Below are 22,667 nucleotides of genomic sequence, written 5' to 3'. Positions count from 1 at the left end.
GTCACACGGGCCGCAGGGTGCTGGCCGCGGTGACGACGGCGGCCACCGCGGTGCCGACGAGCCGGGACGGGCCCCGGCCGGGCAGGGCCGCGAGACGGCCGGCGAGGGCGGGTAGCCGGTCGGTCGCGCCGGCCACGGCGGCGTGGGCGATGTGCAGCGCGGCGAGCTGGTGGGTGTCCAGCGCGCTGTGCCCCAGGCCGGCCAGCGGAACCAGGACGGCCCCCGGGACCAGTCCGGTGAGCCGTTCGGCCACGGGCCGGGGGGTGCGCAGGTCCCGGTCCCCGGAGACGACGACCGTGGGCCAGGTGAACCCCGGAACCACCGAGGGCAGGTCGAGGGGTTCACCGCGGAAGGCCGGGGCCCGTTCCGCGGCGTCGGCGAACACCAGCTGCGGGTCCATCGGCCCGCCGTCGGGCGGGAGGCCGAAACCGAGCTGCCCGTAGGCGATCCCGGCGACCAGGTCGGGCTCGTGGACGTAGGGCGTCCCCGGGCCCTCGAACTCCTCACGACCCAGCCGCACGACGCGCCGCCAGGTGCGCCCCAGCCGGTCCGCGGTGCGGGCCAGCAGCAACCGGCGCAGCACCTCGGGGCCGGCGAACTCGTGGACGACCTGCGTCACGGCCACCAGTTCCGCCATCGGCACCCCGGCCGCCGCGGCGGCGCGCACGACGGTGGCCACCTCGGCCGTCGCGGGGTCCGCACCGTTCCAGAACAACCGTCGCCGGTACGCGCGTGAGACGGCGAGGTCACCCTCGACGGACAGCATCGGTGAGTCCAGCACCATCGCGGCCACCCGGTGCGGGTGCCGCACGCCGAAGACCTGGGTGAGGTAGCTGCCGTAGGAACTGCCGTGCACGACCGCCCGCTCGACCCCCACCGCGTCCAGGACGGCCGCGAGGTCGTCGGCCGCCGCCTCCACCGTGACCTCGTCCACCGGCAGGTCACGACCGCCGTGGTCGCGCCGGGACAGACCGGTCCCCCGGTGCTCGACCATCAGGACGTCCAGGCCCCGCCGGGCCGCCTGCGCCCGGAACCGCAGGTACGGGACGACGGAGGCCAGCCCGGGGCCACCGGGGACGAACAGCACCGGCCGGGAGGTGACCGGGCCGGACCGCACGTACGCCAGGGGGAACGTCCCGCCGCCGGCGAGCGGACGCTCGACGGTGCCACCACCGCGCCCGACCAGCGACCGGGCCAGCTCCTCGACTCCCGCACCACCCACGTCTGGGCAACGATCACGACCGCCCCGGGTTCCGCGGCGCCCTCACCCTCCGCGCGACCGCCTCGACCACCCCAGGAGTTCCTCCAGCAGCACCCGGCACCGCACCGGGTCCTCGGTGAGCCCGGCGAGTCCGGCGGCGCACCGCTGCGCGAGCCCACCCGGGCTCCGGGAACGGTCCCACGGGCGTCCGCGACGGTTCCCGCGATCGCCCGTGCCTCCTGCCGCGTGGAAGGAACGCCGGCGGCGGCGGGGACCGCCGGCCGGCGACGACCCTCGTCCCCGGCGAGGACGGGACTCGCGCACAGCCCGGCCGGCACCTCGGGATGCGCCCCGGGACCCACCTCGGGGTCCACGACGTCCAGCCCATCGCGCCCGGACCCGCGGCGCAATAACCTGGCGGACGTGGACGGCCTCTCGCCCCGCCTCGCCCAGATCGTCGACGCCCTGCCACTGACCCCCGACGCGCGGGTCCTGGAGATCGGCTGCGGTCCGGGTGCCGCGGCGCGCGCGGTCGCCCAGCGGCTGACGACCGGGCACGTCCTGGCCATCGACCGCTCGGCCAGGGCCGTGGAGCAGGCCCGGCGCGGCTGCGCCGACGAACTCGCCGACGGCCGGTTGCGCCTGCGGCAGTGCGCGATCGAGGACTTCACCCCCGAGGAGGGCGACGAGCCGTTCGACGTGGTCTTCGCCGTCCGGGTGGGGGCGCTGGACGGCCGGCACCCGGAGGCGGGGCGGCGGGCGCTGGAACGCGTCGTGGCCGTCCTCGCCCCGGGCGGGCGGGTGTTCGTCGACGGCGGTGATTCGCTGCGCGAGCTGACACCGCACGAACCCTGAGGCCGACCGGGGGCGTCCCCGCGCGAGCCCCTGCGGCCCGTGGCCCGGGTGCACGTCGACCTGACCGGCTGGGCCGGCGGTCAGAGCGAGGCGCCTCCGCAGATCGTCAGCACCTGCCCGGTGATGGACCTGCCCGCGGGGCCCACGACGAAACCGACCAGCGCGGCCACGTCGTCCGCCGCCACCAGGGCACCCAGGGGCGGGACCTTCACCGGGGTCCCGGCCCGGCCGGGGTCCTCGGTCATGGCGGTGGCGGTCGGTCCCGGCGCCACCACGTTCACGGTGATGCGCCGGGGAGCCAGTTCGGCGGCCCAGCTGCGCGACATGCCCGCCAGCGCCGCCTTCGTCGCCGAGTACTGGCTCTTGCCGGCGACGCCGGTCATCGTCCGGCTGCCGATGAGCACCACCCGCCCGCCGTCGGTGATCCGGTCGACGAGCGCGTCGACGAGGACGGCGCCCGCGGCCACGTGGACGTCGAACATCTCCTGCAGGTCCGCGGCGCGCAGGTTCCCCAGCGGGTTCGTCCGCTGGAAACCCGCCGCGTGCACCACCGCGTCGACGGCGGGCAGGTCCGCGACCGCGTCGGCGACCGACCCCGGGCGGCTCAGGTCCGTCGCGACCCAGTCGAGCGCGTCGATCCCGGGATCGCGCCGGCACAACCCGCGCACCGCCCACCCCGCGGTCAGCAGGTGCTCGGTGACGGCCCGGCCGATCCCCGAGCTGGACCCCGTCACGACGGCGAGCGGACTCACCCGGCCCCGCCCAGCGCCGCCAGCGGGAACCGCGCGTACCGGATCGCCCGCCGGTGCCAGGTGTAGGCCACGTGGACGACGGCCGTCCCGTCCTCGTCGGTGACCAGGACGCTGGGGTAGGACAGTTCGTGGTTGGCGCCCTGGCGGGAGTCGTTCGTCAAGCAGTTCCCGTCACCGGTCTCCAGGTCGACGCAGACGGGCCAGGTGGAACCGCCGTCCCGGGAGACGGCCAGGGACAGGGGCGCTCGCGGTGTGCCCCACACCGCACCACCACCGGTGTGCTCCACCGGTGCGGACTCCTGCTGCCCGGCGACGCCGAGGTCGTCGATCTCGTCGTACAGCGACTCCCGCCGCGGTGAGTCGTCGGTGGCCCGGATGCGGTTGTGCACCAGCAGCAACCGGCCGTCGGGTGCGGTGGTGACCTGGACGGAGGAGTTGTTGTTGGGCACCGGGGTGGGTTCGGGCGCCGACCAGGTGTCCCCGTCGTCGGAGGACTCCGAGCGGTGGACGGCGTCGGCGAACCGGCTGCGGTACAGGGCGACCAGCGTCCCGTCGGGGCGTACCGCGATGTTCATGTGCACCATGCCGCGGCTGGCGGGGACGTCGACCTGCCGCCACGTGGCGCCCGCGTCGTCGGAGACGAGGGTGACGCTGTCGTCGTCGTCCCCGCGCCAGCGCGCACCGGGTGTCACCGGGCAGCGGAACAGCGGCAGGATCCAGCGTCCGCTGCGGGTCACGACCGGCACCTGGCGGACGAAGACGCCCCCTCCCCCGTCGGCCGGGACGAACGTCCCGGTCGGCCCGAACGTCCGGCCACCGTCGGTCGAGATCCGGCGGCGGACCTCGGCGGTGTCCTGGTTCCCGGCGTGCTGGGCGGTGTGCAGCAACCACACCTCACCGGTGGGGGTGGTCCACAGCACGGGGTTCTGCTCCGAGCGGTCGGGATCACCGGACAAGCGCTCGGGGGTGGACCAGACGTCGCTGCCCGGTGCCAGCCGGGACAGCCAGACGTCGATGTCGGCGACACCCTCCTGGGTCCCGCCGAACCACGTGCAGGCCAGCTCACCGGTGGGCAGGAGGGCGAGGTTGGCCGCGTGGCACTGCACCGTCGGGGCGGGCAGGAAACCGTGGCGCAGGTTCCCGGAGGCCTGCAGGGTGCCGGTGAACTCCACGTCGGAGGGGACCTCGGGCAGGTGCAGGGTTCCGATCGCGTCGACGCTCACGCCTGGTCCCCGCTCCGGCGAGCCGTCTGCAGGTGGTCCCGGGCGGCGGCCTCCAGGTGCACGACGTCGCTGGCGACCGTCACGAACGTCCAGCCCTCCTGCAGCCGCCGGCGGGCCACGTTCCCGTGGGGGGTGTGGATGCCGGCGGCGATCCCGGCTGCCTCGGCGGCCTTGCGGACCCGTTCCAGGGCGGCGTCGAACTCCTCCTGGACCGCCGGGTCACCGGGGAAGGCGCCCCCGATGCCGATGGCCAGGTCGGACGGCCCGACGTACACGCCGTCGAGCCCCGGGGTGGCCGCGATCTCCTCGACGTTGGCCAGACCGTCGGCCGTCTCGATCATCGCGAGCACGGCGGTCTGCTCGTTCGCCTGCGCCGGGACCGGTCCGACGCGCAGCCCGGAGCGCATGGGCCCGTAGGACCGGACGCCCAGCGGCGGGTACTTGGCCGAACGGACGGCCGCCGCGGCGCCGGCGGCGTCGTCGACGAGCGGGACGACGAGGGCCCGGGCCCCGGCGTCGAGGGCCTTGCCGATGGCCGTCGGGTCGTTGGCGCTGACCCGCACCACGCCGGCCGAACCGCCGGCGTCGACCGCCATCAGCCCGGTCAGCACGCCGGAGTAGCCGAGCAGGCCGTGCTGGGCGTCGATGGCGACGTAGTCGTACCCCAACCGCGCCACCCGTTCGGTGGCCGGTGGGGCGTCGAGGGTGATCCAGTACCCCACGACGGTCTCGCGTGCCCGTACCCGGGCGGCGAAGGTGGTCGGATCGGGTCGGTCGGTGGGGGCGGACACGGTTCCTCCTGGGGTCCTCGGTGGGTGGTTCAGCGGTTGTAGGCGGGGGCGGGTCCGCGCAGCGCGGCCCCCACCTCGTCGCACGCGGCGAGCACGTCCGCCGGCAGGGGGCCTCGGGCGACGGCGGCGATGTTGGCCTCCAGCTGCTCGCTGCGCGAGCCACCGAGCAGCAGTGCGTCCACGGCGGGCTGGTGCGCCGTCCAGCGCAGGGCCAGTTCGGCCAGCGTCGTCCCCGCCGTGTCGGCGATCGCCTTCAGCCGGTCGACGGCGGCGAACAGCTCGGCGTCCCAGTACCGCTGGGTGTACATGGCGGCCAGCGCCGAGTTCCCGAAACGTCCCTGGGTGGGCTGGTCGGCGAACCGGTGCCGCCCGGTGAGCAGGCCACCGCCGAGCGGGTTGTAGACCATCGTCGCCAGTTCGTGGGTCCGGGCGAACTCGACGTACTCCTCCTCGATGCGCCGGGCCAGCAGGTTGTACAGCTGCTGCGCGACGACGGGCCGCGGCGCACCGACGGCGGCGGCCGTGGTCTCGACGTCCCCGATCTGCCAGGCGGCGAAGTTCGACACCCCCAGGGCCAGGACCTTGCCCTCGGTCACGAGGTCGGCCACCGCCGACAGGGTGTCCGCCAGTCGGCTGGAACGGTCCGGCTGGTGCAGGTACAGCAGGTCCAGCCGGTCGGTGCCCAGGCGGCGCAGGCTCGCCTCGACGCACCGGCGCACCGCCGCCGGGGACAGCAGGGCGTCGCCGCCGGCGTCGGCGTGCGGCATGCCGACCTTGGAGGCGAGCCGGACCTCGTCGCGCCGCCCGGCCAGCAGCCGGCCCAGCAGTTCCTCGGTGCGCCCGCCGGTGTAGGCGTTGGCCGTGTCGATCGAGGTGACCTCGTGCGCCAGGGCCACGTCGAGCATCCGGCCCGCGGTCTGCTCGTCGACGGTGTCGGCGAAGGTCATCGTCCCCAGGACGAGTTCGGCCGCCGTCCCTGCGGCGCGGAACGCCACGGGGGGCGAGGTGGGCTGAGTCGTCACGGTTTCCTCCTGGTCTGGTCGGTTCACGCGGACGCGCTCAGCGCCTGCCGCACGAGGTGCCGGGGTTTGCGGCCCTGCATGACGCTGGGGTCCAGCGCGGCCCGGCGCAGCCGCCGGGTGTACTCCTGCCCGGGACTGGTCAGCACGTCGGCCGTCGGTCCCGACTCGACCACGCCGCCCCGGCGCATCACGACGATGTCGTCGCTGATGCCCTGGACCACGCCCAGGTTGTGGGAGATGAACAGGCAGCTGATGCCGGATTCGCGCTGCACGGTGCGCAGGAGTTCCAGGACCTGCGCCTGGACCGAGACGTCCAGCGCGCTGGTCGCCTCGTCGCACAGCAGCAGGTCCGGTTCGCTGGCCAGGGCCCGGGCGATGCCGATGCGCTGGCGCTGACCACCGGAGAACTCCCCCGGCCGGCGGCCCAGCCCACTGGCCGGCAGCCCGACGAGGTCGAACAGTTCCCGGACGCGGGTGGCGTGGTCGGCCCGGGAACCCCTGCCGCGCATGCGCAGCGCCTCGGTGACGATCTCCTCGGCGTTCAGGTGCGGGTCCAGCGAACCGTAGGGGTCCTGGAAGACCATCTGCCACCGGTGCCGCAGCGGTCGCAGCCGCCGCTCGGGCAGGTGCGCGATGTCCTGCCCGTCGAGCAGGATCCGGCCGCCGGTGGGTTCGAGCAGCCGCATGACGGCCTTGGCCACCGTGGACTTCCCGCACCCGGACTCGCCCACCACGGCCAGGGTCGTGCCCCGGCGCACCCGGAAGGAGACCCGGTCGACCGCGCGGAAGGCGGTGCGCCCCGAGCCGTACTCGACGACGAGGTCCTCGACCTCGAGAACCGCCTCCGGCAGTTCCTGCGGCTCCTGCGACGCGGGTTCAGCCACGACCGCCCACCTCCTGGCCCCCACTCTTCTCGGCCTCCGTCTCGTCCCAGTCCCCCAGCGTCGGCACCGCCGCGAGCAGGGCCCGGGTGTACTCCTCGCGCGGGTCGTGCACGACCGCCTCGGCCTCCCCGGACTCCACGAACACCCCCGCGCGCATGACGTGGATGCGGTCGGAGATCAGCCGGGCGACCCCGAGGTCGTGGGTGATCATCAGCAGCGCGACCCCGCGTTGCTCCTGCAGTTCCATCAGCAGGTCGAGGACACCCGCCTGCACGGTGACGTCCAGGGCGGACGTCGGCTCGTCGGCGACGATCAACTGCGGTTCGCTGGCCAGCGCCATGGCGATGAGCACCCGTTGCAGCATGCCGCCGGACAACTGGTGCGGGAACTTGCGCAGCTGGGCCGGCGCGTCGGGGATGTGCACCTGTTCCAGCAGCCGGACCGCGCGGGCCTGCACCGCGGCCCGCCCGCTGGCGGCACCGGCCTGCCGGACCGCCTCGCGCAGTTGCGAGCCGATGCTGTGCACGGGGCTGAGCGCGGTCATCGGGTCCTGCGGGACGAGGGCGACGGTCCGGCCGCGGACCGCGCGCAGCGCGCGGTCGTCGGTCAGGACGTCGACGCCGTCCAGGACGACCGAACCGGAGACCACGGCGAGGTCGTCGGGCAGCAGCCGCAGCACGGCCATGGCCGTCGTGGACTTGCCCGAACCGGACTCGCCGATGAGGGTGACCGTCTCGCCGCGGTCGACGGTGAAGGAGACCCCGTCGACGGCCCGGACGACACCACGGCCGGTGATCAGTTCGACCTGCAGGTCGTGGACCTCCAGCAGCGGAGCCGAACGCGGGGCGTCCGACCTCGTCGAGGCGTCGGTGTGCGGGCGCGCCTGCAGCGCGTTGGCGGAGCTCACGAGTTCCTCCCGGGGGTGCCTGCGGTGCGCGAAGGGGTGCGGCGGGCCCGCAGCCGCGCCACGAGCCCGGACCCGGCGCCGTCGCGCAGCGCGTCGCCGAGCAGGTTGACCCCGACGACGAGCAGCACGATCGCCAGGCCGGGAGCCGTGACCAGCCACCAGGCGGTGCCGATGTAGTCCTGGCCGTCGGAGACGATGCGGCCCCAGGTGGCGAACGGCCGCTGCGGGCCGGCGCCGAGGAAGCTCAGCGCGCTCTCCAGCAGCACGGCCTGGGCGAGCAGCAGCAGGACGACCAGCATGGTCTGCGGCAGCACGTTCGGCACGACGTGCTTGGCCAGGATCCCGCTGCGGCGCAACCCGAGCGTGCGGGCCGCCGCGACGTAGGGCTTCTCCCGTTCGACGAGGACCAGCGAGCGGGTGAGCCGGGCCACCTCGGGCCACTGCGCGATCGCGATGACGAGGGTGATGATCGGGATGGACTGCCCGAACAGCGCCACGACCAGCAGCAGCATCATGAGCAGCGGCAGTGACATCTGCGCCTCCAGCAGTCGGGAGACGACGGTGTCGACCCGGCCGCCGAAGAACCCGGCCGCGGACCCGAGGACCAGGCCGATGGCGCCGGAGACGACGACGGCCAGGACGCCGACGGTCAGCGACACCTGCCCGCCGTGCAGGACCCGCGAGAGCAGGTCCCGGCCGAGCTGGTCGGTTCCCAGCAGGTGCCCGGCGCTCAGCGGCGGCAGCAGGCGGTCCCCGAGGTCCTGGGCGTTCGGATCGGGCAGCGGCAGGAGGTTGACCAGCAGGATGGGCAGGACGACCAGGGCCGCGCACAGGGCGCCGGCGACGACCTTGGTGCGGTTGGCCCGGCGCAGCCGGGTGGTCGCGGCGCGGGCCACGTCCCGGGCGGTGACGGCGCTGGTGCGCGGCGTCACGGGGTCCAGGGTGCTGGAGCTGGGCGGGGTCATGCGGCGCCGGCCTTTCCGAGTCGGACCCGCGGGTCGAGCAGCGGGTAGAGGAGGTCGACCAGGAGCTGCACGCCCACGGCCAGGACGGAGGTGATCAGCACGGTCGCCTGGATCAGCGGGTAGTCGCGCGTCTCCAGGGCCCGGACCACGAGCGAACCGACGCCGGGCCAGGCGAAGACGACCTCCACGACGACGACACCGTTGAGCATGGCGGCGAAACGGGTGCCCAGGGCGGTGAAGACGGGAACGGCGGAGTTGCCCATCGCGTAGCGCCAGACCAGCCGGCGCTCGCTGTACCCGCGCGAGCGGGCGACGGTGAAGTAGGGGGCGGCGAGGTTGAGGACCATCTCGCGGCGGACCAGCCGCGACAGCAGCGCGATCTGCAGGATCGCGATGGTGACGGCCGGCAGCAGCAGGCCGCTCCAGGTGGTGAAACCCGAGGCCGGCAGGACCGGGAGGGTGACGGCGAACACCGTGAGCAGCAGGATGCCGATCCAGAAGTCCGGCATGGACTGACCGGCGATGGTGGCCACGTTCGCGCCCAGTTCGCCCCGGCTGTCCCGGCGGCGCGCCATCCACACCCCCAGCGGGATGGCGACGACGGCGGCGATGACGATGGCCGCGCAGGACAGGGTGAGGGTGTAGGGCAGGCGGTCGGCCACCACGGACAGCGCCGGGGACTGGAAGCTGTAGGACTCCCCGAGGTTCCCGCGCAGGACCTGACCGAGGAAGGCGAGGTACTGGGTGCCGAGCGGGTCGTCGAGGCCGAACCGCTCCCGCACCTGGTCCAGCTGCTCGGTGGTGGCCAGCGGACCGGCGTAGGCGCGGGCCGGGTCCCCGGGGGCCAGCCGGATCAGGACGAAGACGGTGGAGACGACGAGGAACACGGTGAGCAGACCCTGTCCCACGCGTTTGAGGACGTACGTGACCACGCCGTCAGCTCCTCAGGTCGACCGCGGTGAGGCGGTAGTTGTTGGCGGGCGAGAGGTCGATCCCCCGAACCCGCCGGCGGTGGGCCAGGATCGCCTTGGGGTTGAACTGCCAGGCGCAGGGCCAGGTGTCCCAGACGGCCTGCTGGGCCTTGGCGGTCAGCTCCTGCCGCAGCACCGGGTCGGCCTCGGACGCGGCGGCGGCGATGAGGTCGGTGACCTCGGGGACGACGTACCCCTGGTAGGTGTCGCGGGTGGCCTCCTTCTCGGCGGTTCCCGCGTACATCCCCTGCAGCATCACGATGGCCTGACCGGTCGGGCCGGGGATGCCGTTGCCGAGCAGGTCCCAGTCCCCGGCCCGGCCCTGCCGCCAGCTCATGATGTCGCCACCGGGCTGGAACTCCTGCAACCGGGCGCGGACGCCGATGTCGCCGAACATCTCGACGAGCGCCTCCATGACGAAGGTGTCGCCGGGGAACTCCCCGCTCTCCCAGATGATGGTGATCTCGAGGTCCTGCGCGTTCAGGGCGGCGAGCATCTTCCTCGCCGCCCCGGGGTCGTAGACGTACTCACCGGTCTTGACGTAACCGGCCTGGTTGGACGTGACGACGCCCTCGGCCTGCACGGCGGTGCCCGCGAGCACCTCGTTGACCAGGGTCTCACCGTCGATGGCCATGCTCAGCGCCTGCCGGCCGCGGGGGTCGGCCAGCGGGTGACCGGGGGGTTTGCGGAAGTTGTAGAAGATCTGGTTGAACCGCAGGCTGGGCGTCTCGAGGAGTTCGATGCCGGGCAGCCCGCGCAACTGCTGGGCGGCGTCCGGGCTGATGGAGTCGATGACGTCGACCTCGCCGCTGCGGATCGCGATGATGCGGCTGGACTCCTCGGGCTGGAACCGGACGTCGACGGTCTCGACGAGGCCGGGTTCCCCCCAGTAGTTCGGGTTCCGCTCGAGCGTGTACGTCCCGGTCCCCCGGTCGTGGAACGTCATCCGGTAGGGCCCGGACCCCAGACCGTCCTGCAGCTCCTCCGGGGCGTTGGCCGCCGCCGGGGTGATGAGGAGGTTGCTCATCAGGGCGTCCAGCGTCGGCAGCGGCCGCTCGGTGTCCAGGGTGAGCGTGCGGTCGTCGACCACGTTCACCGTCGGGACCTCGGGGAAGAACGACATCACGAAGCTGGCGTCGGTGGCCGCGTAGGCGGCCACGGCGGCGGCGACGTCCTGCGCGGTGACCGGGGAACCGTCGGAGTAGCAGGCCTCGGGGCGCAACCGCACGGTCCACCGGGTGTCCGCGGTGGGTTCGAAGCTCTCGGCCAGCACCAGGTGCGGTTTCACGTCGGTGCCGATCTCGGTCAGCGCCTGCCGGACCGCGCGCTGCACCGTCACCGCGGCGTCGAACTGGTTGAGCTTGTTGTCCAGGCTCACCAGCGACCGGTTCAGCGCCAGGGTCAGCGTGCCCGGTCCGGAGGCGCCGGTCGGGCCGGCGCACCCCGTCAGCGCCCCCAGTCCCAGTCCCGCGCCGCCCGCGGCGAGCAGGGTGCGGCGGGACACCGGGCGCCCGGCGGCCGGGAGCGGCGTCGGGGCGGCCGTCCGGGGCGCCGGACGGGGTGAGCGGTGGCTCATCGGTTCGGTCATCGTTGACCCTTCGGTCGACTCTGCAGTCGGGTCCGACGTCGACACGGGGAGGCGCCTCGCCGGTGGGGCGGGACCACTGTGCACCCATCTGCGTGGTCCGCGCAACGGGCTGGCGCGGATCGCGCAGGTTGTGTCACGATCGACGCCAGCACCCACGGCGACGGAGCCAGCGGAGGGACGCACATGACGACAGCCACACCCCCGGGCACACCGGTCGCCTCGACCGGGGCGTGCCCCACCATCGGGTGGGTGCTGGCCGACGACCTGTCCGGGGCCGCGGAGGTGGCCGGCGCCCTGCTGGTGCGCGGCGTGGGCAGTGAGGTGCTGCTCGCCGGGACCGGCCTCCCCGTCCCCGCCGCCGAGGGCCAGGGCGGGGCGACGGTCGTCGACCTGGACTCCCGCGCTCTCGACGCGGCCGGGGCCGGCACCCGGCTGCGCGGGGTGCTGACGCACGCCGGGCTGCGCGTCGTGCTGGTGAAGATCGACTCGCTGTGGCGCGGGCACGTCGCCCTCACCCTCCGCACGTTGCGCGACAACGGGTTCGACGTCGTCCTGGCCGGGGCGCTGCCCGCCCTGGGCCGGACGGTGGTCGACGGCCGGCCGCTCGTGGCGGGCAGGCCGCTCGCCGGCACCGACCTGTGGGAGCTCGAGCCCGGCTCCCCGCCGGAACGTCTCGACGAGTCCTTCGGCCTGACCGGGGCCGTCCACGTCGACCTGCCGACGCTGCGCTCGCCGCAGTGGCGGCTGCCGGCCGGGGACCTGCTGGTCCTGGACGGCGAGACGGACGAGGACCTGCGCACGGCGGCTGCGGCCGCCGTGCAGGCCACCGCGCGAACCACCGGGCAGGCCACCGGGGCGACGGGACGACGGGTCGCCCTCGTGGGGACCGCGGGCCTGGTCGCGGCCGCCGCCGAGACCGGGCTCGTCACCGGAGGCCCCCCGCGGCCCGGCGGCGGAGGGCGCCCGCGGCCGGTGACCGTCGCCGTGGGCAGCGGCTCGTCGGCGGCTGCTGCGCAGATCGCGCACCTGCGGTCGTCGGACCCGGAACGGCTCGCCGTGGAGGTCGCGGCGGCCGGCACGCACGGGTCCCCGCCCGGAACCGACGTCGAGCACCTGCTCACCCTCGGCGCCACCCGGCGCGACCCGCGGACGGCGGTGGCCGAACTGGCCGAGCGCACCGTCCGCGTCGCGGGCGGGCACGACCTGGTCCTCACCGGCGGGGAGACCGCGCGGGCGGTCCTGGACCGCCTCGGCGTCCGGCGGCTGCGCCCGGTGGGCCAGGTCGCCCACGGCGCGGTGGTGAGCACCGCCGAGGACGGTCGCCTCGTCGCCACCAAACCCGGCAGCTTCGGCGGTCCCGCCGTCCTGGCCGAACTCGTCACCGCGGTCCGCGCGCTGCGCGGCACCGACCCCACCACCCCGATCGCAGGAGACGCCATGACCAGCACCCAGACCAGCTCCCGGGCCGACGCCGACACCCGCCCCGTCGTCGCGGTGACGATGGGCGACGGCGCCGGCGTCGGCCCCGAGGTCACCGTCGGCGCCCTCGTCGACGAGGCCGCCTACCGCGACGGCCGGCCCGTCGTCGTCGGCGACGCGCACCGCCTGCGCCTGGGCGCGCAGGCCCTCGGCCTGACGGTCGAGGTCGTGCCCGTCGAGCGCGTCGCGGACGCCGAGTTCACGCCGGGACGGATCAACGTCATCGACCCGCAGCTGCTGCCGGCCGACCTGCCCTGGGGACGGATCTCCCCCGAGGCCGGGCACGCTGCGCACGAGTACGTGCGGATCGCCTGCGAACTGGCCGTGGCCGGTGAGGTCCAGGCCATCTGCACCGCTCCGCTGAACAAGGCGGCCCTGCACGCGGCGGGCCACCTCTACCCCGGTCACACCGAGCTGCTGGCCCACTTCACCGGTGTCGAGGAGGTCTCCATGATGCTCACGACGCCGAAGATCAAGGTCATCCACGTCACGACCCACATCGGGCTCATCGACGCGGTGGCCAGGATCGAGCCGGGCCTGGTCGAGCGCACGATCCGCCGCGGCCACGACGCGCTGGTCCGCGCCGGGATCGCCTCGCCGCGGATCGGCGTGTGCGCCATCAACCCGCACGCCGGGGAGAACGGGCTGTTCGGCTACGGCGAGGAGGCCGAGAAGGTCACGCCCGGCATCGAGGCGGCCCGTGCCGCCGGCGTCGACGCCGTGGGCCCGCTGCCCGCCGACACCGCCTTCTTCCTGGGTGGGCGCGGTGACTACGATCTCCTGGTCGCCATGTACCACGACCAGGGGCACGGCCCGGTGAAGGTGCTGGGGATCGAGGCGGGGGTCAACATCACCGTGGGGCTGCCCGTGATCCGCACGTCGGTCGACCACGGCACGGCGTTCGACATCGCCGGCAGCGGCAAGGTGGAGGTCGGCAGCATGATCGAGGCGTTGCGCCAGGCCGTGGAACTCGCGGCGACCCCGCCGGCCGAGCGCCCCCGCGAACCCGTTCCCGCATGAGCACCCTGGAACCGGAGTCGACCAGCCTGTCCTCGCGCGAGCGCCGGCAGCGGATCCTGGACCTGGCCAGCACGTCCGGCCTGGCCAGCGTCGAGGAACTGTCCCTCCGGTTCGGCGTCACCGCCTCCACCATCCGCCGGGACCTGGCCAAGCTCACCGAGGAGGGCCTGGTCACCCGCACCTACGGCGGCGCGGTGCCCACGACCGCCCATCCCGAGGAGACCCTGCGCCAGCGCACGGGCGAGGCCTACGCGGCCAAGCGCGGGATCGCCCGGTGGGCCGCGGCGCAGGTGCTCGCGGGCGAGACCGTCCTGCTCGACGCGGGCACCACCGTCGGCGCCCTCGCCCACGAACTGCGCACCCACACGTCGTTGACGGCGGTCACCGTCGGGCTCACCGCGCTGGAGGCGCTGGCCGAGGCCGACGACGTGGAGGTGATCTCGCTCGGCGGCGAACTGCGCCACGTGAGCCAGGGGTTCATCGGCCCCTTCACCGAGGCCAACCTGGAACGGGTCACCGCCGACCGGGTGTTCCTGGGCGCCGACGGCGTCACCGCCGAGGACGGGATCTGCGAGGCCGACCACCGTCAGACCCGGCTCAAGGAACTCATGGCCCGCCGCGCCGGACGGGTCTACGTGCTCGCCCACGCCGGCAAGCTCGGCCACCGTCCCTTCCACGCCTGGGCCCGGCTGCAGCCGGGGTGGACGCTGGTGACCGACGACTCCGCCGACGCGCGTTCCCTGGCCCCCTTCCACGTCGAGGGGCTGGAGGTCGTGGTCGTGGACGCGGAGGGCCGAGCCGTCGTCTGAGCGCAGCACCCCGGCGGACGTCCCGCAGGGCCGCCCCGACCCGGTCGTCAACAGGGGTTGACGGATCGCCGTTCGTCAACCACAGTTGACCCCATGAGTGAAACGGCCGGCCAGGAGACCCTGGTCACCCGCGGGACCGACCCCGACCCCGCGATCGGCCTGCGGGCCGTCGCGGCGCTGCGCCGCCTGCTCGAGCAGCTCGAGGACCTGCAGGTCGCCCAGGCCCGCCGCCTGGGGTGGTCGTGGGCCGACATCGCCGACGCGCTCGGCGTCACCAAGCAGGCCGTCCACAAGAAGCACTCCCGCCGGATCTGAACTCCCAGGAGGACTCCGTGTTCGAACGCTTCACGAAGAACGCCCGGGTCGCGGTCATCGCCGCCCAGGACGAGGCCCGACAGTTGCAGCACGACCGCATCGGCGACGTGCACGTGCTGCTCGGCGTCCTCGACACCCCCTCGGTCGCCCAGCGGATCCTGAGCCGCTCCGGTGCCGACGCCACCGCCGTCCGCGACCTCGTCCGGTGGCACGGAACCCCCCACGAGGACGCCGAGGCGCTGCGGTCCCTGGGCATCGACCTCGACGAGGTGCGCCGCCGGGCCGAGGAGGTGTTCGGACCGGGCGCCCTGGAACGCGTACCGCGCCGCCGCAGGCCGTTCGGGCGCGGGGCGCCGTCCCACATCCCCTTCGAGCGCAGCGCGAAGAAGGTTCTCGAGGACTCCCTGAAGGCAGCGTTGTCGTTGCGGCACAACTACATCGGCACCGAGCACATGCTGCTGGCGATCCTCGGCCGCCCCGACGGCAACGCGGCCCGGGTGCTGCGCGAGGCCGGCGTCACCCTGGACCGCGACACCGCCGTCGACCTCGTGCTGGCGGAGGTCCGCAAGTCCGCGTGAACCGCGCTCAGGCCGGCACCCGGCCGAGCACCCGGGCGAGCACGTCGGGCCGGTCGGTCATGATCCCGTCGACCCCCCACCCCAGCAGGCGGCGCACGTCCGCCTCCTCGTCGACGGTCCACACGTCCACCCGCAGCCCGTCGTCGTGGGCCCGGCGCACCAGCCCCGGGGTCGTGACGCGAACTCCCCGCCAGGTGTCCGGCGGTTGCAGCGCCTGGAACCTGCGGTTCTGCAGGTCCGCGAGACCGATCACGCCGAGCGCGCGGTAGAGGACGAACTCCCCCACCGAGGCCGCGGTCGCCACGCGGTTCCCGCTGGCGCGGCGGAACCGCCGGATCGCCGCACCGCTCGTGGTGACCACGAGCGTGCGGTCCGCGGCGCCGGCGGCCTCGACCACGCGCCAGACCGCCTCCTCGATCCCGGACCGCCCGCCCTTGACCTCGACGTTGACCGGCCGGCCGGGGAACTGCCGGTAGACCTCCGCCAAGGTCGGGACGCGCACCCCCCGGCCGCGCCACGGGAAGTTCCGGCCGTCGGGACTGAACCGGTAGCCGGCGTCCAGTTCCTGCAGTTCCGCCAGCGTCATCTCCGCGACCGCGCCGGTGCCGTCCGTCGTCCGGTCCACGGTGTCGTCGTGCAGCACCACGACGACACCGTCGGCCGTGGCGTGGACGTCGAGTTCCAGCACCACGTCACCGAACCGCCGCAGGGTCTCCGCGAACCCCTCGACGGTGTCCTCGGGAACGAGGTACCGGCCACCGCGGTGGGCGAAGACCACCGGCCAGGACCGCGGAGTGGGCGGCGAAGTGGGCGGCGGACCGTCCGGCGCCCGCCGCGCACGCCCCAGCGCCCGGGCGGCCAGCAGCGCCGCGGACGCGCCGGCGACCAGGCCCAGCACCAGGGGCACCGCCCCCAGCCGGAACTGCCAGATGTTGTCGGCGACGACCGACCCGTCGCCCGTCTGCCTCACGATCGCGTTGCTCACCAGACCTCCTCCGGTCGGGCCCGACGCTGGTCGGGACGCCGTGGACGTCATGGTCGCGCACCCCCGGGGCCAGCACCAGGAACCCCGCCCGGTGGCTCAGCGCGTGAGTTCGCCGGCCGCGAGCAGCCAGCGCACCATCCGTCGCAGCGCCGCGTCGAACTCCGGACCCGGCCGGTTCAGGTGCCCGTGCTCGGTTCCCGGCTCGCACACCGACAGCACCGGTGTTCCCTGCCTCACCAGCCGGTGCACGAACTCCTCGGCCGAACCGCGCAGACCGTCCACCTCGCTGGTGAACACGAACGCCGGCGGGAAACCCGTCAGGTCCGCGGTGCCGGGCACCGCGGACGCGGGCGCACCGGCGGGGTCGTGACCGAGGAAACCGCGGTACATGTCCGCGACCGCCGCGGCGGGCCAGCGTTCCGGTTCCGGCAGCCGCTGCACCGCGGCCGCGGCGGCCGGGGACGGCTGCGGCGGGACGGCGTGCAGCGTCGGGTAGGCCAGCACGACGGCGGACGGGACCGGGCCGCCGTCGGCGACCAGCCGCAGGACGGCACCGGCGACGAGGTTCCCGCCCGCGCTGGCGCCCCCGAGCTGGACGAGGGACTCCGGCACCCCGGCGGCCAGCGCGAACTCCCGGCCCCACCGCCAGGCGGCCAGCACGTCGTCGGAGGGGACGGGGTAGTACGTCCCGGGGCCGGCCAGCCGGTACCCGACCGCCACGACGAGGACGCCGTCCTCGCGCAGCCGTCGCGCCACCGCGTCGGACTCGGGCATGTCCAGGTCGCCGGCGACGAAGGCGCCGCCGTGGACCCAGACCAGCGCCGCCGCCGGTGTCCCGGCCGGTTCGTAGACGCGGACCTCGACGTCGCCGTGCGGGCCGGGGACCGCGACGTCGCGCGCTGCCTCGGTGGTGCTCACCTGGTGTCTCCTGGAGTCGTCGTCGACGGGCGGAACTGCAACGTACCGGGTTCCGACGGTTCACGGCCGGATGTACCGTCGAGGCGTGATCGCGACGCACGCCCAGGTCCTGGCCCGGTTCGGCCACGCGCTGTCCGACCCGACACGGTCGCGGTTGCTGCTGGCGCTGCGCGAGGCGCCCGGCTACCCCGCCGAACTGGCCGACCTGCTCGGCGTCTCCCGGCAGTCGCTGTCGAACCACCTGGCCTGCCTGCGCGGCTGCGGCCTGGTCGTGCCGGTGCCCGAGGGCCGGCGCGTGCGCTACGAACTGGCCGACCCGCGGATGGGTCACGCCCTGACCGACCTGCTCGGCGTCGTGCTCGGCGTCGTGCTCGCCGTCGACGAGGACCTCTGCGCCGCCCGGACCGGGGCCGCCTCGTGAGCGCCGGGCACGGCCACGGGCACGGCCACGGAGCCGCCGAGCAGAACCGCCGCCGGCTGGCCGCCGCGCTGGCCGTCACCGCCACCGTCCTGGTCGCCGAGGCCGTCGGCGCCGTCGTCTCCGGCAGCCTCGCCCTGCTCGCCGACGCCGGGCACGTGCTCACCGACGTCGCCGGGCTGTCCATCGCGCTCCTCGCGGCCACGCTGGCCACCCGGCCGCCCTCGGCCCGGCGCACCTGGGGCTACCGGCGCGCCGAGGTGCTGGCCGCCACCCTGCAGGCCGCGGCGCTGCTGGCCATCGGCGTCTTCGTCCTGGTCGAAGGCGTGCAGCGGCTGCTCGAACCGCCGGAGGTGCACTCCGGCGCCATGCTCGTCTTCGGCGCCGTCGGCCTGCTCGGCAACCTCCTCGCGCTGGCGCTGCTGCTGCGCGGCGGCGGCGAACGCAACGTCAACGTGCGCGCGGCGATCCTCGAGGTCGTCAACGACGCCCTCGGTTCGGTGGCCGTGCTGCTGGCCGCCGCCGTCATCGCCCTCACCGGCTGGACCCGCGCCGACGCCGTCGTGTCGCTGCTCATCGGCGTCCTGATCATCCCCCGCACCGTGAAGCTGCTGCGGGAGACGACGGCCGTCCTGCTGGAGTCCACCCCACCCGGCCTGGACCTGGAGGACGTGCGCCGGCACCTGCTGGAGGTCCCGCACGTCCACGCCGTCCACGACCTGCACGCCAGCCAGATCACCTCGGGCCTGCCGGTCCTGTCCGCGCACGTCGTCCTGGACGACACCTGCTTCCGCGACGGGCACGCCCCCGAGATCCTGGACCGGCTGCAGTCGTGCGTCGCCGAGCACTTCCCCGTCGCCGTCGAGCACGCGACGTTCCAGCTCGAACCCCTCGGCCACGCGGGCCACGAGACCTCGACGCACGACTGACTGACTGACTTCCCCGCGGAAACAACAGTCTCCGTCGCTGTGAAGGCTCCACGGCGACGGAGACTGTTGTTTCCGCGGGGTCCCTCAGGCGTCGATCAGGGCCGCGGCCAGCGTGCGGAAGTCCTGGCGCGGGAAGTCCCCGCCCCCGCCGAGCACCTGGACCGCGACCTCGTCCGCGCCGGCGTCGACGTGCCGCTGCACCCCGGCCGCGACGTCCTCCACCGAACCCCACGGGATCAGCGCGTCCACCAGCCGGTCGCTGCCGCCGCCGAGCAGGTCGTCGTCGCCCCAGCCGAAGCGACGCAGGTTGTTCGTGTAGTTCGGCAGCTGCAGGTACATCTCCATGTGGTCCCGGGCCGTCGCCCGCGCCTGGTCGGGATCGGTCTCGAGCACCACACCGACCTCGGGGGCCAGCAGCGGACCGCTCCCGAGCGCCTCGCGGGCGAAGGCCGTGTGCTCGACGGTCACGAAGTACGGGTGGGCGCCGGCGGTGCGCTCGCGGGCCAGCTCCAGCATCCTCGGCCCCAGCGCCGCCAGCACCAGCCGGTCCGCGGGCACCGCCCGCGGCTGCGCGGCCAGGGCGTCGAGGTACTCGACCGTCCGCGTGAACGGCTTCTCGTACCGGGCCCCCTGACCCTCCACGGCCGGGGCGTGCGAGTTGCCCAGGCCCAGCACGAACCGGCCCGGGTGCGCCGCCTCCAGCTCCTCGAACGCCGTGGCCGACTGCTCCGGCGTGGCCGTCCAGATGCTGACGATCCCGCTGGCCACGCCCAGCGTCCGCGTCCCGGCGAGCAGCTCGCCGAAGGCCGGCAGGACACCGTCCCCGAACCCGCCGGAGAACCACAACCGGTGGTACCCGAGCTCCTCGACCTCCGCGGCGACCTCGCGCGCCTCGCTCACCCGGGCCGGGTCCTGCCACGGTGCGCCGCCCCACAAGCTGATGTGTGCCATGTCCGGCGCAACCGGTGACCCGTCGCCGCTGTTCCTCACCGTGCGTGCGCCCCGACCGCGTGGACCTGCCTGGTCACCAGCGGCGACACCTCGCTGCTGGAGGGCATCGCCGCGCTGTGCCGCGACATGGACATGGACATGGACGTCCTCGCCGAGGGCGTCGAACGCGCCGACCAGCTCGCCCCGCCGCGTTCGCCGGGGGCAACGGGCCCAGGGCCGCTGGTTCGGGACGGCGATGCCGGCCGGGGACGTGCCGGGGTTCGTCACCCGGCTCGGCGGCGCTCGCGGGCCGGGAAACGAGCTCGTCGCGAGGTGAGGGATCACACACCGCTCGCGGCCCTGGCGTCTCCTGCGGCGCGTCAGACTTGGGGGACGACCCATCCCGGAGGAGGACCCCCATGAACGGGCCGCTCGCCGCCCGCTGGTTCCGCGTCATCGCGACCTTCGAGGCGATCTCGTGGACCGCCCTGCTGATCGCCATGTTCCTCAAGTGGGTCGTCCACGCTCCGCACGAGGGCGGGGTCCCCGTGGTCGGGATGGTCCACGGCATCGGTTTCGTGGTCTACCTGCTCTCGACCGTCTGGGCCGGGATCGCGCTGCGCTGGAACCCCTCGACGATCCTCGTCGGACTCGCCGCGGGCGTCCCGCCGTTCGGCACCATCGTCTTCGAGCGGTGGCTGCTGCGCCGCGGCAAGCTCACCCCGCGCTCCGCCGGGGAGCAGACCGCGGCCGTCGCCTCGCAGGGCTGAGGTCCCCGGCCGGTCCTCGGACGGGTGCCCCCGGGCGGGAACGGCCAGGATGGGGCCGTGCTGCTCGCCGACGTCGTCGCCACCTCGGCCGCCGTGGCGGCCACCCGCGCCCGGACCCGCAAGGTCGCCGAGATCGCCGACCTGCTGGGCCGGCTGGGCCCCACCGGCTCGGGCACGGACATCCAGCTGGCCGCCGTCGTGACCGCCTACCTCGGGGGCAGCCTGCGCCAGCGGCGGACGGGCCTGGGGTGGCGCAGCCTGGCGTCGCTGCCCGTCGCGGCCGGTGAGCCCTCGCTGACGGTCCTGGACGTGCACCGCCGGTTCGAGGAGATCGCGGCCCTGCAGGGAGCCGGGTCGCGCAGACGGCGCGAGGCCGCCGTCGCGGACCTGTTCGGGCGGGCCACCGCCGACGAGCAGCGCTGGCTGCGCGGGATCGTGACCGGCGAACTGCGCCAGGGGGCGCTGGACGCGCTCGTGCAGGACGCCGCCGCGGCCGTCGCCGGGGTTCCCGCGGCCGACGTCCGGCGCGCGGCGATGCTGGCCGGTTCGACGGTGGCCGCCGTGGTCGCCGCCCTGCACGGCGGCGCCGGGGAACTCGCGGGTTTCGGACTGCGGGTCGGCCGGCCGCTGCTGCCGATGCTGGCCTCGAGCGCGACGTCGGTGGCCGAGGCGGTCGCTGGTTTCGACGGTCCCGTGGCGGTCGACACGAAGCTCGACGGCATCCGCGTCCAGGTGCACCGCACGGCGGACGGCACCACCATCGCCACCCGGACGCTGGAGGACATCACCGCCCGCCTGCCGGAGGTCGTCGCCGTCGTGGCCGGCCTGCCCGGCGGGGACATCGTGCTCGACGGCGAGGTGCTGGCCCTGGACGAGGACGGACGGCCCAAGGCGTTCCAGGACACCGCTTCCCGGACCGCGCAGGCCACCGGCACGGCCGTGACCCCGTACTTCTTCGACGTGCTGCACGCCGGGGGGAACGACCTGCTCGACGTCCCGCTGGCGCAGCGGCTGGACGTCCTGGACGGCCTGGTCCCCGAACGCCACCGGGTTCCGCGGCTGGTCACCGCTGACGCGCAGGCCGCCACCGAGTTCGCCGAGCGGGCCGTCGCGCTCGGGCACGAGGGCGTCGTCGTGAAGGACCTGGCCTCGCTGTACGCCGCCGGCCGCCGCGGCGGGGCCTGGGTCAAGGTCAAACCCGTGCACACCCTGGACCTGGTCGTCCTCGCCGTCGAGCGCGGGTCGGGCCGGCGCAGGGACTGGCTGTCGAACATCCACCTCGGGGCCCGGGACCCGCAGGGCGGGGGTTTCGTCATGCTGGGCAAGACGTTCAAGGGCATGACCGACGAAGTGCTCGCCTGGCAGACGCAGCGGTTCCGCGAACTGCAGGTGGGCGAGGACTCCCACGTCGTGACCGTCCGCCCCGAACAGGTCGTCGAGATCGCTTTCGACGGGCTGCAGCGCTCGACGCGCTACCCCGGCGCGCTGGCGCTGCGGTTCGCGCGGGTCGTGCGCTACCGCGAGGACAAGACCGCCGCCGAGGCGGACACCATCGACACCGTCCGCGCCCTGGCCCGCCCCACCCCCTGACGGGACTCGACCCGCCGAACCGCCCTGCACCGCTCGACGCACCCCACCGTGATCGAGCACGACAGTGCTCGATCACGGAAGTGCTCGATCACGGAGTGGGCGGAAGGCGGGTCAGGCGGCGCTCAGAGGTAGCGGGTCGGGTCGAAGTCGGCCAGCGGGATGATCCGGACGCGGGGCAGCACGACCTTGAACGCCCGCACGTCGTCCTCGAGGTCGAAGACCTTCAGCCCGCGCTCGGCCAGCCCGGCGTACTGCGAGTTCATGAACTCGCGGAACCCGACGAGCCCGACCAGCCGGTCGCCGGTGAGCAGCCGGTCGATCTGCGGGAGGAAGTCGACGTCGTGGCTGCCGAGCAGGACGTCGCCGTCGCGGTCGACCAGCGCGTCCAGCATGCGCTGGATGCCGATGTCGACGACCTTCTCACCCGGGCCACCGGCCAGCGGGATGGGCGTGTAGCCCAGCGCCAGCAGGGCCTGGACGAAGGACATCGGCAGGTGCCCGTTGGAGGCGTTGAGGAAGAACAGCCCCTTGGCGGGCTGCTGGAAGGTGGTGCGCGCGAAGTCGAGCAGACGCTCCCAGCGGGGCCGCTGCTCGGGCGCCGGCCGGCCCTCGAGGATGGACGCACCCAGCGTCGCGTCGATGTTCTCCCCGTCGACGACGACGTACGTCGTCCGGTCAGCCACGCTCGTCACCACGACGTCGAGGCTATGCCATCGCGGGACCCTCAAGGCGTCCCCCCGGGGAGTCGATGACCACCACCGGTGGTG

23 protein-coding genes are annotated in these 22,667 nt (G+C 74.4%); 9 read left to right on the top strand and 14 right to left on the bottom strand.

What is annotated here, in order from left to right:
- Position 1: 1 nt before the first annotated feature.
- Positions 2-1,222: an alpha/beta hydrolase family protein gene (locus tag ACRYR2_RS15555; RefSeq protein ID WP_432563791.1), complete on the bottom strand. Its 1,221-nt coding sequence runs from the start codon at positions 1,220-1,222 to the stop codon at positions 2-4.
- A 402-nt stretch (positions 1,223-1,624) separates the two neighbouring features.
- Between ACRYR2_RS15555 and ACRYR2_RS15550 the strand changes: the two genes are divergently transcribed.
- Entirely contained in the window at positions 1,625-2,056 is a 432-nt protein-coding gene (locus tag ACRYR2_RS15550) for an SAM-dependent methyltransferase (protein WP_432563790.1), read from the top strand.
- 80 nt (positions 2,057-2,136) lie between these two features.
- Here the strand turns inward: ACRYR2_RS15550 and ACRYR2_RS15545 are convergent, their stop codons facing one another.
- Genes ACRYR2_RS15545 through ACRYR2_RS15505 form a run of 9 tightly spaced genes read right to left on the bottom strand, consistent with a single transcriptional unit; the run spans position 2,137 to position 11,159 of the window.
- Positions 2,137-2,790: an SDR family NAD(P)-dependent oxidoreductase gene (locus ACRYR2_RS15545; RefSeq protein WP_432563789.1), complete on the bottom strand. Its 654-nt coding sequence runs from the start codon at positions 2,788-2,790 to the stop codon at positions 2,137-2,139.
- 14 nt (positions 2,791-2,804) lie between these two features.
- Positions 2,805-3,980, bottom strand: a complete 1,176-nt coding sequence (locus tag ACRYR2_RS15540; RefSeq protein ID WP_432563840.1) for a sialidase family protein — start codon at positions 3,978-3,980, stop codon at positions 2,805-2,807.
- Between the two features lie 47 nt (positions 3,981-4,027).
- Positions 4,028-4,822: an HpcH/HpaI aldolase family protein gene (locus tag ACRYR2_RS15535; RefSeq protein ID WP_432563788.1), complete on the bottom strand. Its 795-nt coding sequence runs from the start codon at positions 4,820-4,822 to the stop codon at positions 4,028-4,030.
- A gap of 29 nt (positions 4,823-4,851) precedes the next feature.
- A complete protein-coding gene (locus ACRYR2_RS15530) occupies positions 4,852-5,844 on the bottom strand; it encodes an aldo/keto reductase (protein ID WP_432563787.1) in 993 nt (330 codons plus the stop codon).
- Positions 5,845-5,867: 23 nt separating this feature from the next.
- Entirely contained in the window at positions 5,868-6,695 is an 828-nt protein-coding gene (locus ACRYR2_RS15525; protein WP_432563839.1) for an ABC transporter ATP-binding protein, read from the bottom strand.
- Between the two features lie 25 nt (positions 6,696-6,720).
- Positions 6,721-7,617, bottom strand: a complete 897-nt coding sequence (locus ACRYR2_RS15520; RefSeq protein WP_432563838.1) for an ABC transporter ATP-binding protein — start codon at positions 7,615-7,617, stop codon at positions 6,721-6,723.
- A gap of 14 nt (positions 7,618-7,631) precedes the next feature.
- Positions 7,632-8,600: an ABC transporter permease gene (locus tag ACRYR2_RS15515; RefSeq protein ID WP_432563786.1), complete on the bottom strand. Its 969-nt coding sequence runs from the start codon at positions 8,598-8,600 to the stop codon at positions 7,632-7,634.
- Complete coding sequence (locus tag ACRYR2_RS15510; protein WP_432563785.1) at positions 8,597-9,532, bottom strand: ABC transporter permease; 936 nt, start codon at positions 9,530-9,532, stop codon at positions 8,597-8,599. The genes ACRYR2_RS15515 and ACRYR2_RS15510 overlap by 4 nt, the downstream gene beginning before the upstream one ends.
- A gap of 4 nt (positions 9,533-9,536) precedes the next feature.
- On the bottom strand, positions 9,537-11,159 hold the full coding sequence (locus ACRYR2_RS15505; protein ID WP_432563784.1) for an ABC transporter substrate-binding protein: 1,623 nt from the start codon (positions 11,157-11,159) through the stop codon (positions 9,537-9,539).
- Positions 11,160-11,342: 183 nt separating this feature from the next.
- On the opposite strand from ACRYR2_RS15505, the gene pdxA reads away from it, so the two are divergent.
- The 4 genes from pdxA to ACRYR2_RS15485 all read left to right on the top strand — a co-directional run bounded on the left by pdxA (position 11,343) and on the right by ACRYR2_RS15485 (position 15,360).
- The gene (gene pdxA, locus ACRYR2_RS15500; RefSeq protein WP_432563783.1) at positions 11,343-13,658 is read left to right on the top strand and encodes a 4-hydroxythreonine-4-phosphate dehydrogenase PdxA; all 2,316 of its coding nucleotides are present in this window, start codon (positions 11,343-11,345) and stop codon (positions 13,656-13,658) included.
- Positions 13,655-14,467, top strand: coding sequence for a DeoR/GlpR family DNA-binding transcription regulator (locus ACRYR2_RS15495; protein WP_432563782.1), 813 nt, complete (start codon positions 13,655-13,657; stop codon positions 14,465-14,467). Before pdxA ends, ACRYR2_RS15495 begins: the two co-directional genes overlap by 4 nt.
- A gap of 93 nt (positions 14,468-14,560) precedes the next feature.
- A complete protein-coding gene (locus tag ACRYR2_RS15490) occupies positions 14,561-14,782 on the top strand; it encodes a helix-turn-helix domain-containing protein (protein WP_432563781.1) in 222 nt (73 codons plus the stop codon).
- A 17-nt stretch (positions 14,783-14,799) separates the two neighbouring features.
- Positions 14,800-15,360 carry a Clp protease N-terminal domain-containing protein gene (locus ACRYR2_RS15485; RefSeq protein ID WP_432563780.1) on the top strand — a complete coding sequence of 187 codons (561 nt, stop codon included), beginning with the start codon at positions 14,800-14,802 and terminating at the stop codon, positions 15,358-15,360.
- Positions 15,361-15,367: 7 nt separating this feature from the next.
- Here the strand turns inward: ACRYR2_RS15485 and ACRYR2_RS15480 are convergent, their stop codons facing one another.
- Positions 15,368-16,345: a glycerophosphodiester phosphodiesterase gene (locus ACRYR2_RS15480; RefSeq protein ID WP_432563779.1), complete on the bottom strand. Its 978-nt coding sequence runs from the start codon at positions 16,343-16,345 to the stop codon at positions 15,368-15,370.
- Positions 16,346-16,441: 96 nt separating this feature from the next.
- Entirely contained in the window at positions 16,442-17,263 is an 822-nt protein-coding gene (locus tag ACRYR2_RS15475) for an alpha/beta hydrolase (RefSeq protein WP_432563778.1), read from the bottom strand.
- A 70-nt stretch (positions 17,264-17,333) separates the two neighbouring features.
- Here ACRYR2_RS15475 and ACRYR2_RS15470 point away from each other — a divergent pair, with 70 nt between their 5' ends.
- Complete coding sequence (locus tag ACRYR2_RS15470) at positions 17,334-17,684, top strand: ArsR/SmtB family transcription factor (RefSeq protein ID WP_432563777.1); 351 nt, start codon at positions 17,334-17,336, stop codon at positions 17,682-17,684.
- Positions 17,681-18,610, top strand: coding sequence for a cation diffusion facilitator family transporter (locus ACRYR2_RS15465; protein WP_432563776.1), 930 nt, complete (start codon positions 17,681-17,683; stop codon positions 18,608-18,610). The genes ACRYR2_RS15470 and ACRYR2_RS15465 overlap by 4 nt, the downstream gene beginning before the upstream one ends.
- Positions 18,611-18,694: 84 nt before the next feature.
- Here the strand turns inward: ACRYR2_RS15465 and ACRYR2_RS15460 are convergent, their stop codons facing one another.
- Entirely contained in the window at positions 18,695-19,561 is an 867-nt protein-coding gene (locus ACRYR2_RS15460; RefSeq protein ID WP_432563775.1) for an LLM class F420-dependent oxidoreductase, read from the bottom strand.
- 398 nt (positions 19,562-19,959) lie between these two features.
- Here ACRYR2_RS15460 and ACRYR2_RS15455 point away from each other — a divergent pair, with 398 nt between their 5' ends.
- Positions 19,960-20,310: a DUF3817 domain-containing protein gene (locus ACRYR2_RS15455; protein WP_432563774.1), complete on the top strand. Its 351-nt coding sequence runs from the start codon at positions 19,960-19,962 to the stop codon at positions 20,308-20,310.
- 57 nt (positions 20,311-20,367) lie between these two features.
- Positions 20,368-21,900, top strand: a complete 1,533-nt coding sequence (locus ACRYR2_RS15450; protein ID WP_432563773.1) for an ATP-dependent DNA ligase — start codon at positions 20,368-20,370, stop codon at positions 21,898-21,900.
- Between the two features lie 122 nt (positions 21,901-22,022).
- Here ACRYR2_RS15450 and ACRYR2_RS15445 read toward each other — a convergent pair whose 3' ends face one another.
- Complete coding sequence (locus ACRYR2_RS15445) at positions 22,023-22,583, bottom strand: NYN domain-containing protein (RefSeq protein WP_432563772.1); 561 nt, start codon at positions 22,581-22,583, stop codon at positions 22,023-22,025.
- Positions 22,584-22,667: the final 84 nt, after the last annotated feature.

Origin of the sequence: Kineococcus deserti, from assembly GCF_050871945.1 — a bacterium.
Lineage (GTDB): Bacteria > Actinomycetota > Actinomycetes > Actinomycetales > Kineococcaceae > Kineococcus.
The sequence above is the reverse complement of the archived record's forward strand: the minus strand, read 5'-3'. Positions and strand labels throughout refer to the sequence as shown.

Coding starts and splice junctions, on each gene's coding strand:
- pdxA (WP_432563783.1), top strand. CDS start 11,343: ATGACGACAGCCACACCCCCGGGCACACCGGTCGCCTCGACCGGGGCG.
- ACRYR2_RS15495 (WP_432563782.1), top strand. CDS start 13,655: ATGAGCACCCTGGAACCGGAGTCGACCAGCCTGTCCTCGCGCGAGCGC.
- ACRYR2_RS15455 (WP_432563774.1), top strand. CDS start 19,960: ATGAACGGGCCGCTCGCCGCCCGCTGGTTCCGCGTCATCGCGACCTTC.
- ACRYR2_RS15490 (WP_432563781.1), top strand. CDS start 14,561: ATGAGTGAAACGGCCGGCCAGGAGACCCTGGTCACCCGCGGGACCGAC.
- ACRYR2_RS15515 (WP_432563786.1), bottom strand. CDS start 8,600: ATGACCCCGCCCAGCTCCAGCACCCTGGACCCCGTGACGCCGCGCACC.
- ACRYR2_RS15505 (WP_432563784.1), bottom strand. CDS start 11,159: ATGACCGAACCGATGAGCCACCGCTCACCCCGTCCGGCGCCCCGGACG.
- ACRYR2_RS15470 (WP_432563777.1), top strand. CDS start 17,334: ATGTACCGTCGAGGCGTGATCGCGACGCACGCCCAGGTCCTGGCCCGG.
- ACRYR2_RS15460 (WP_432563775.1), bottom strand. CDS start 19,561: ATGGCACACATCAGCTTGTGGGGCGGCGCACCGTGGCAGGACCCGGCC.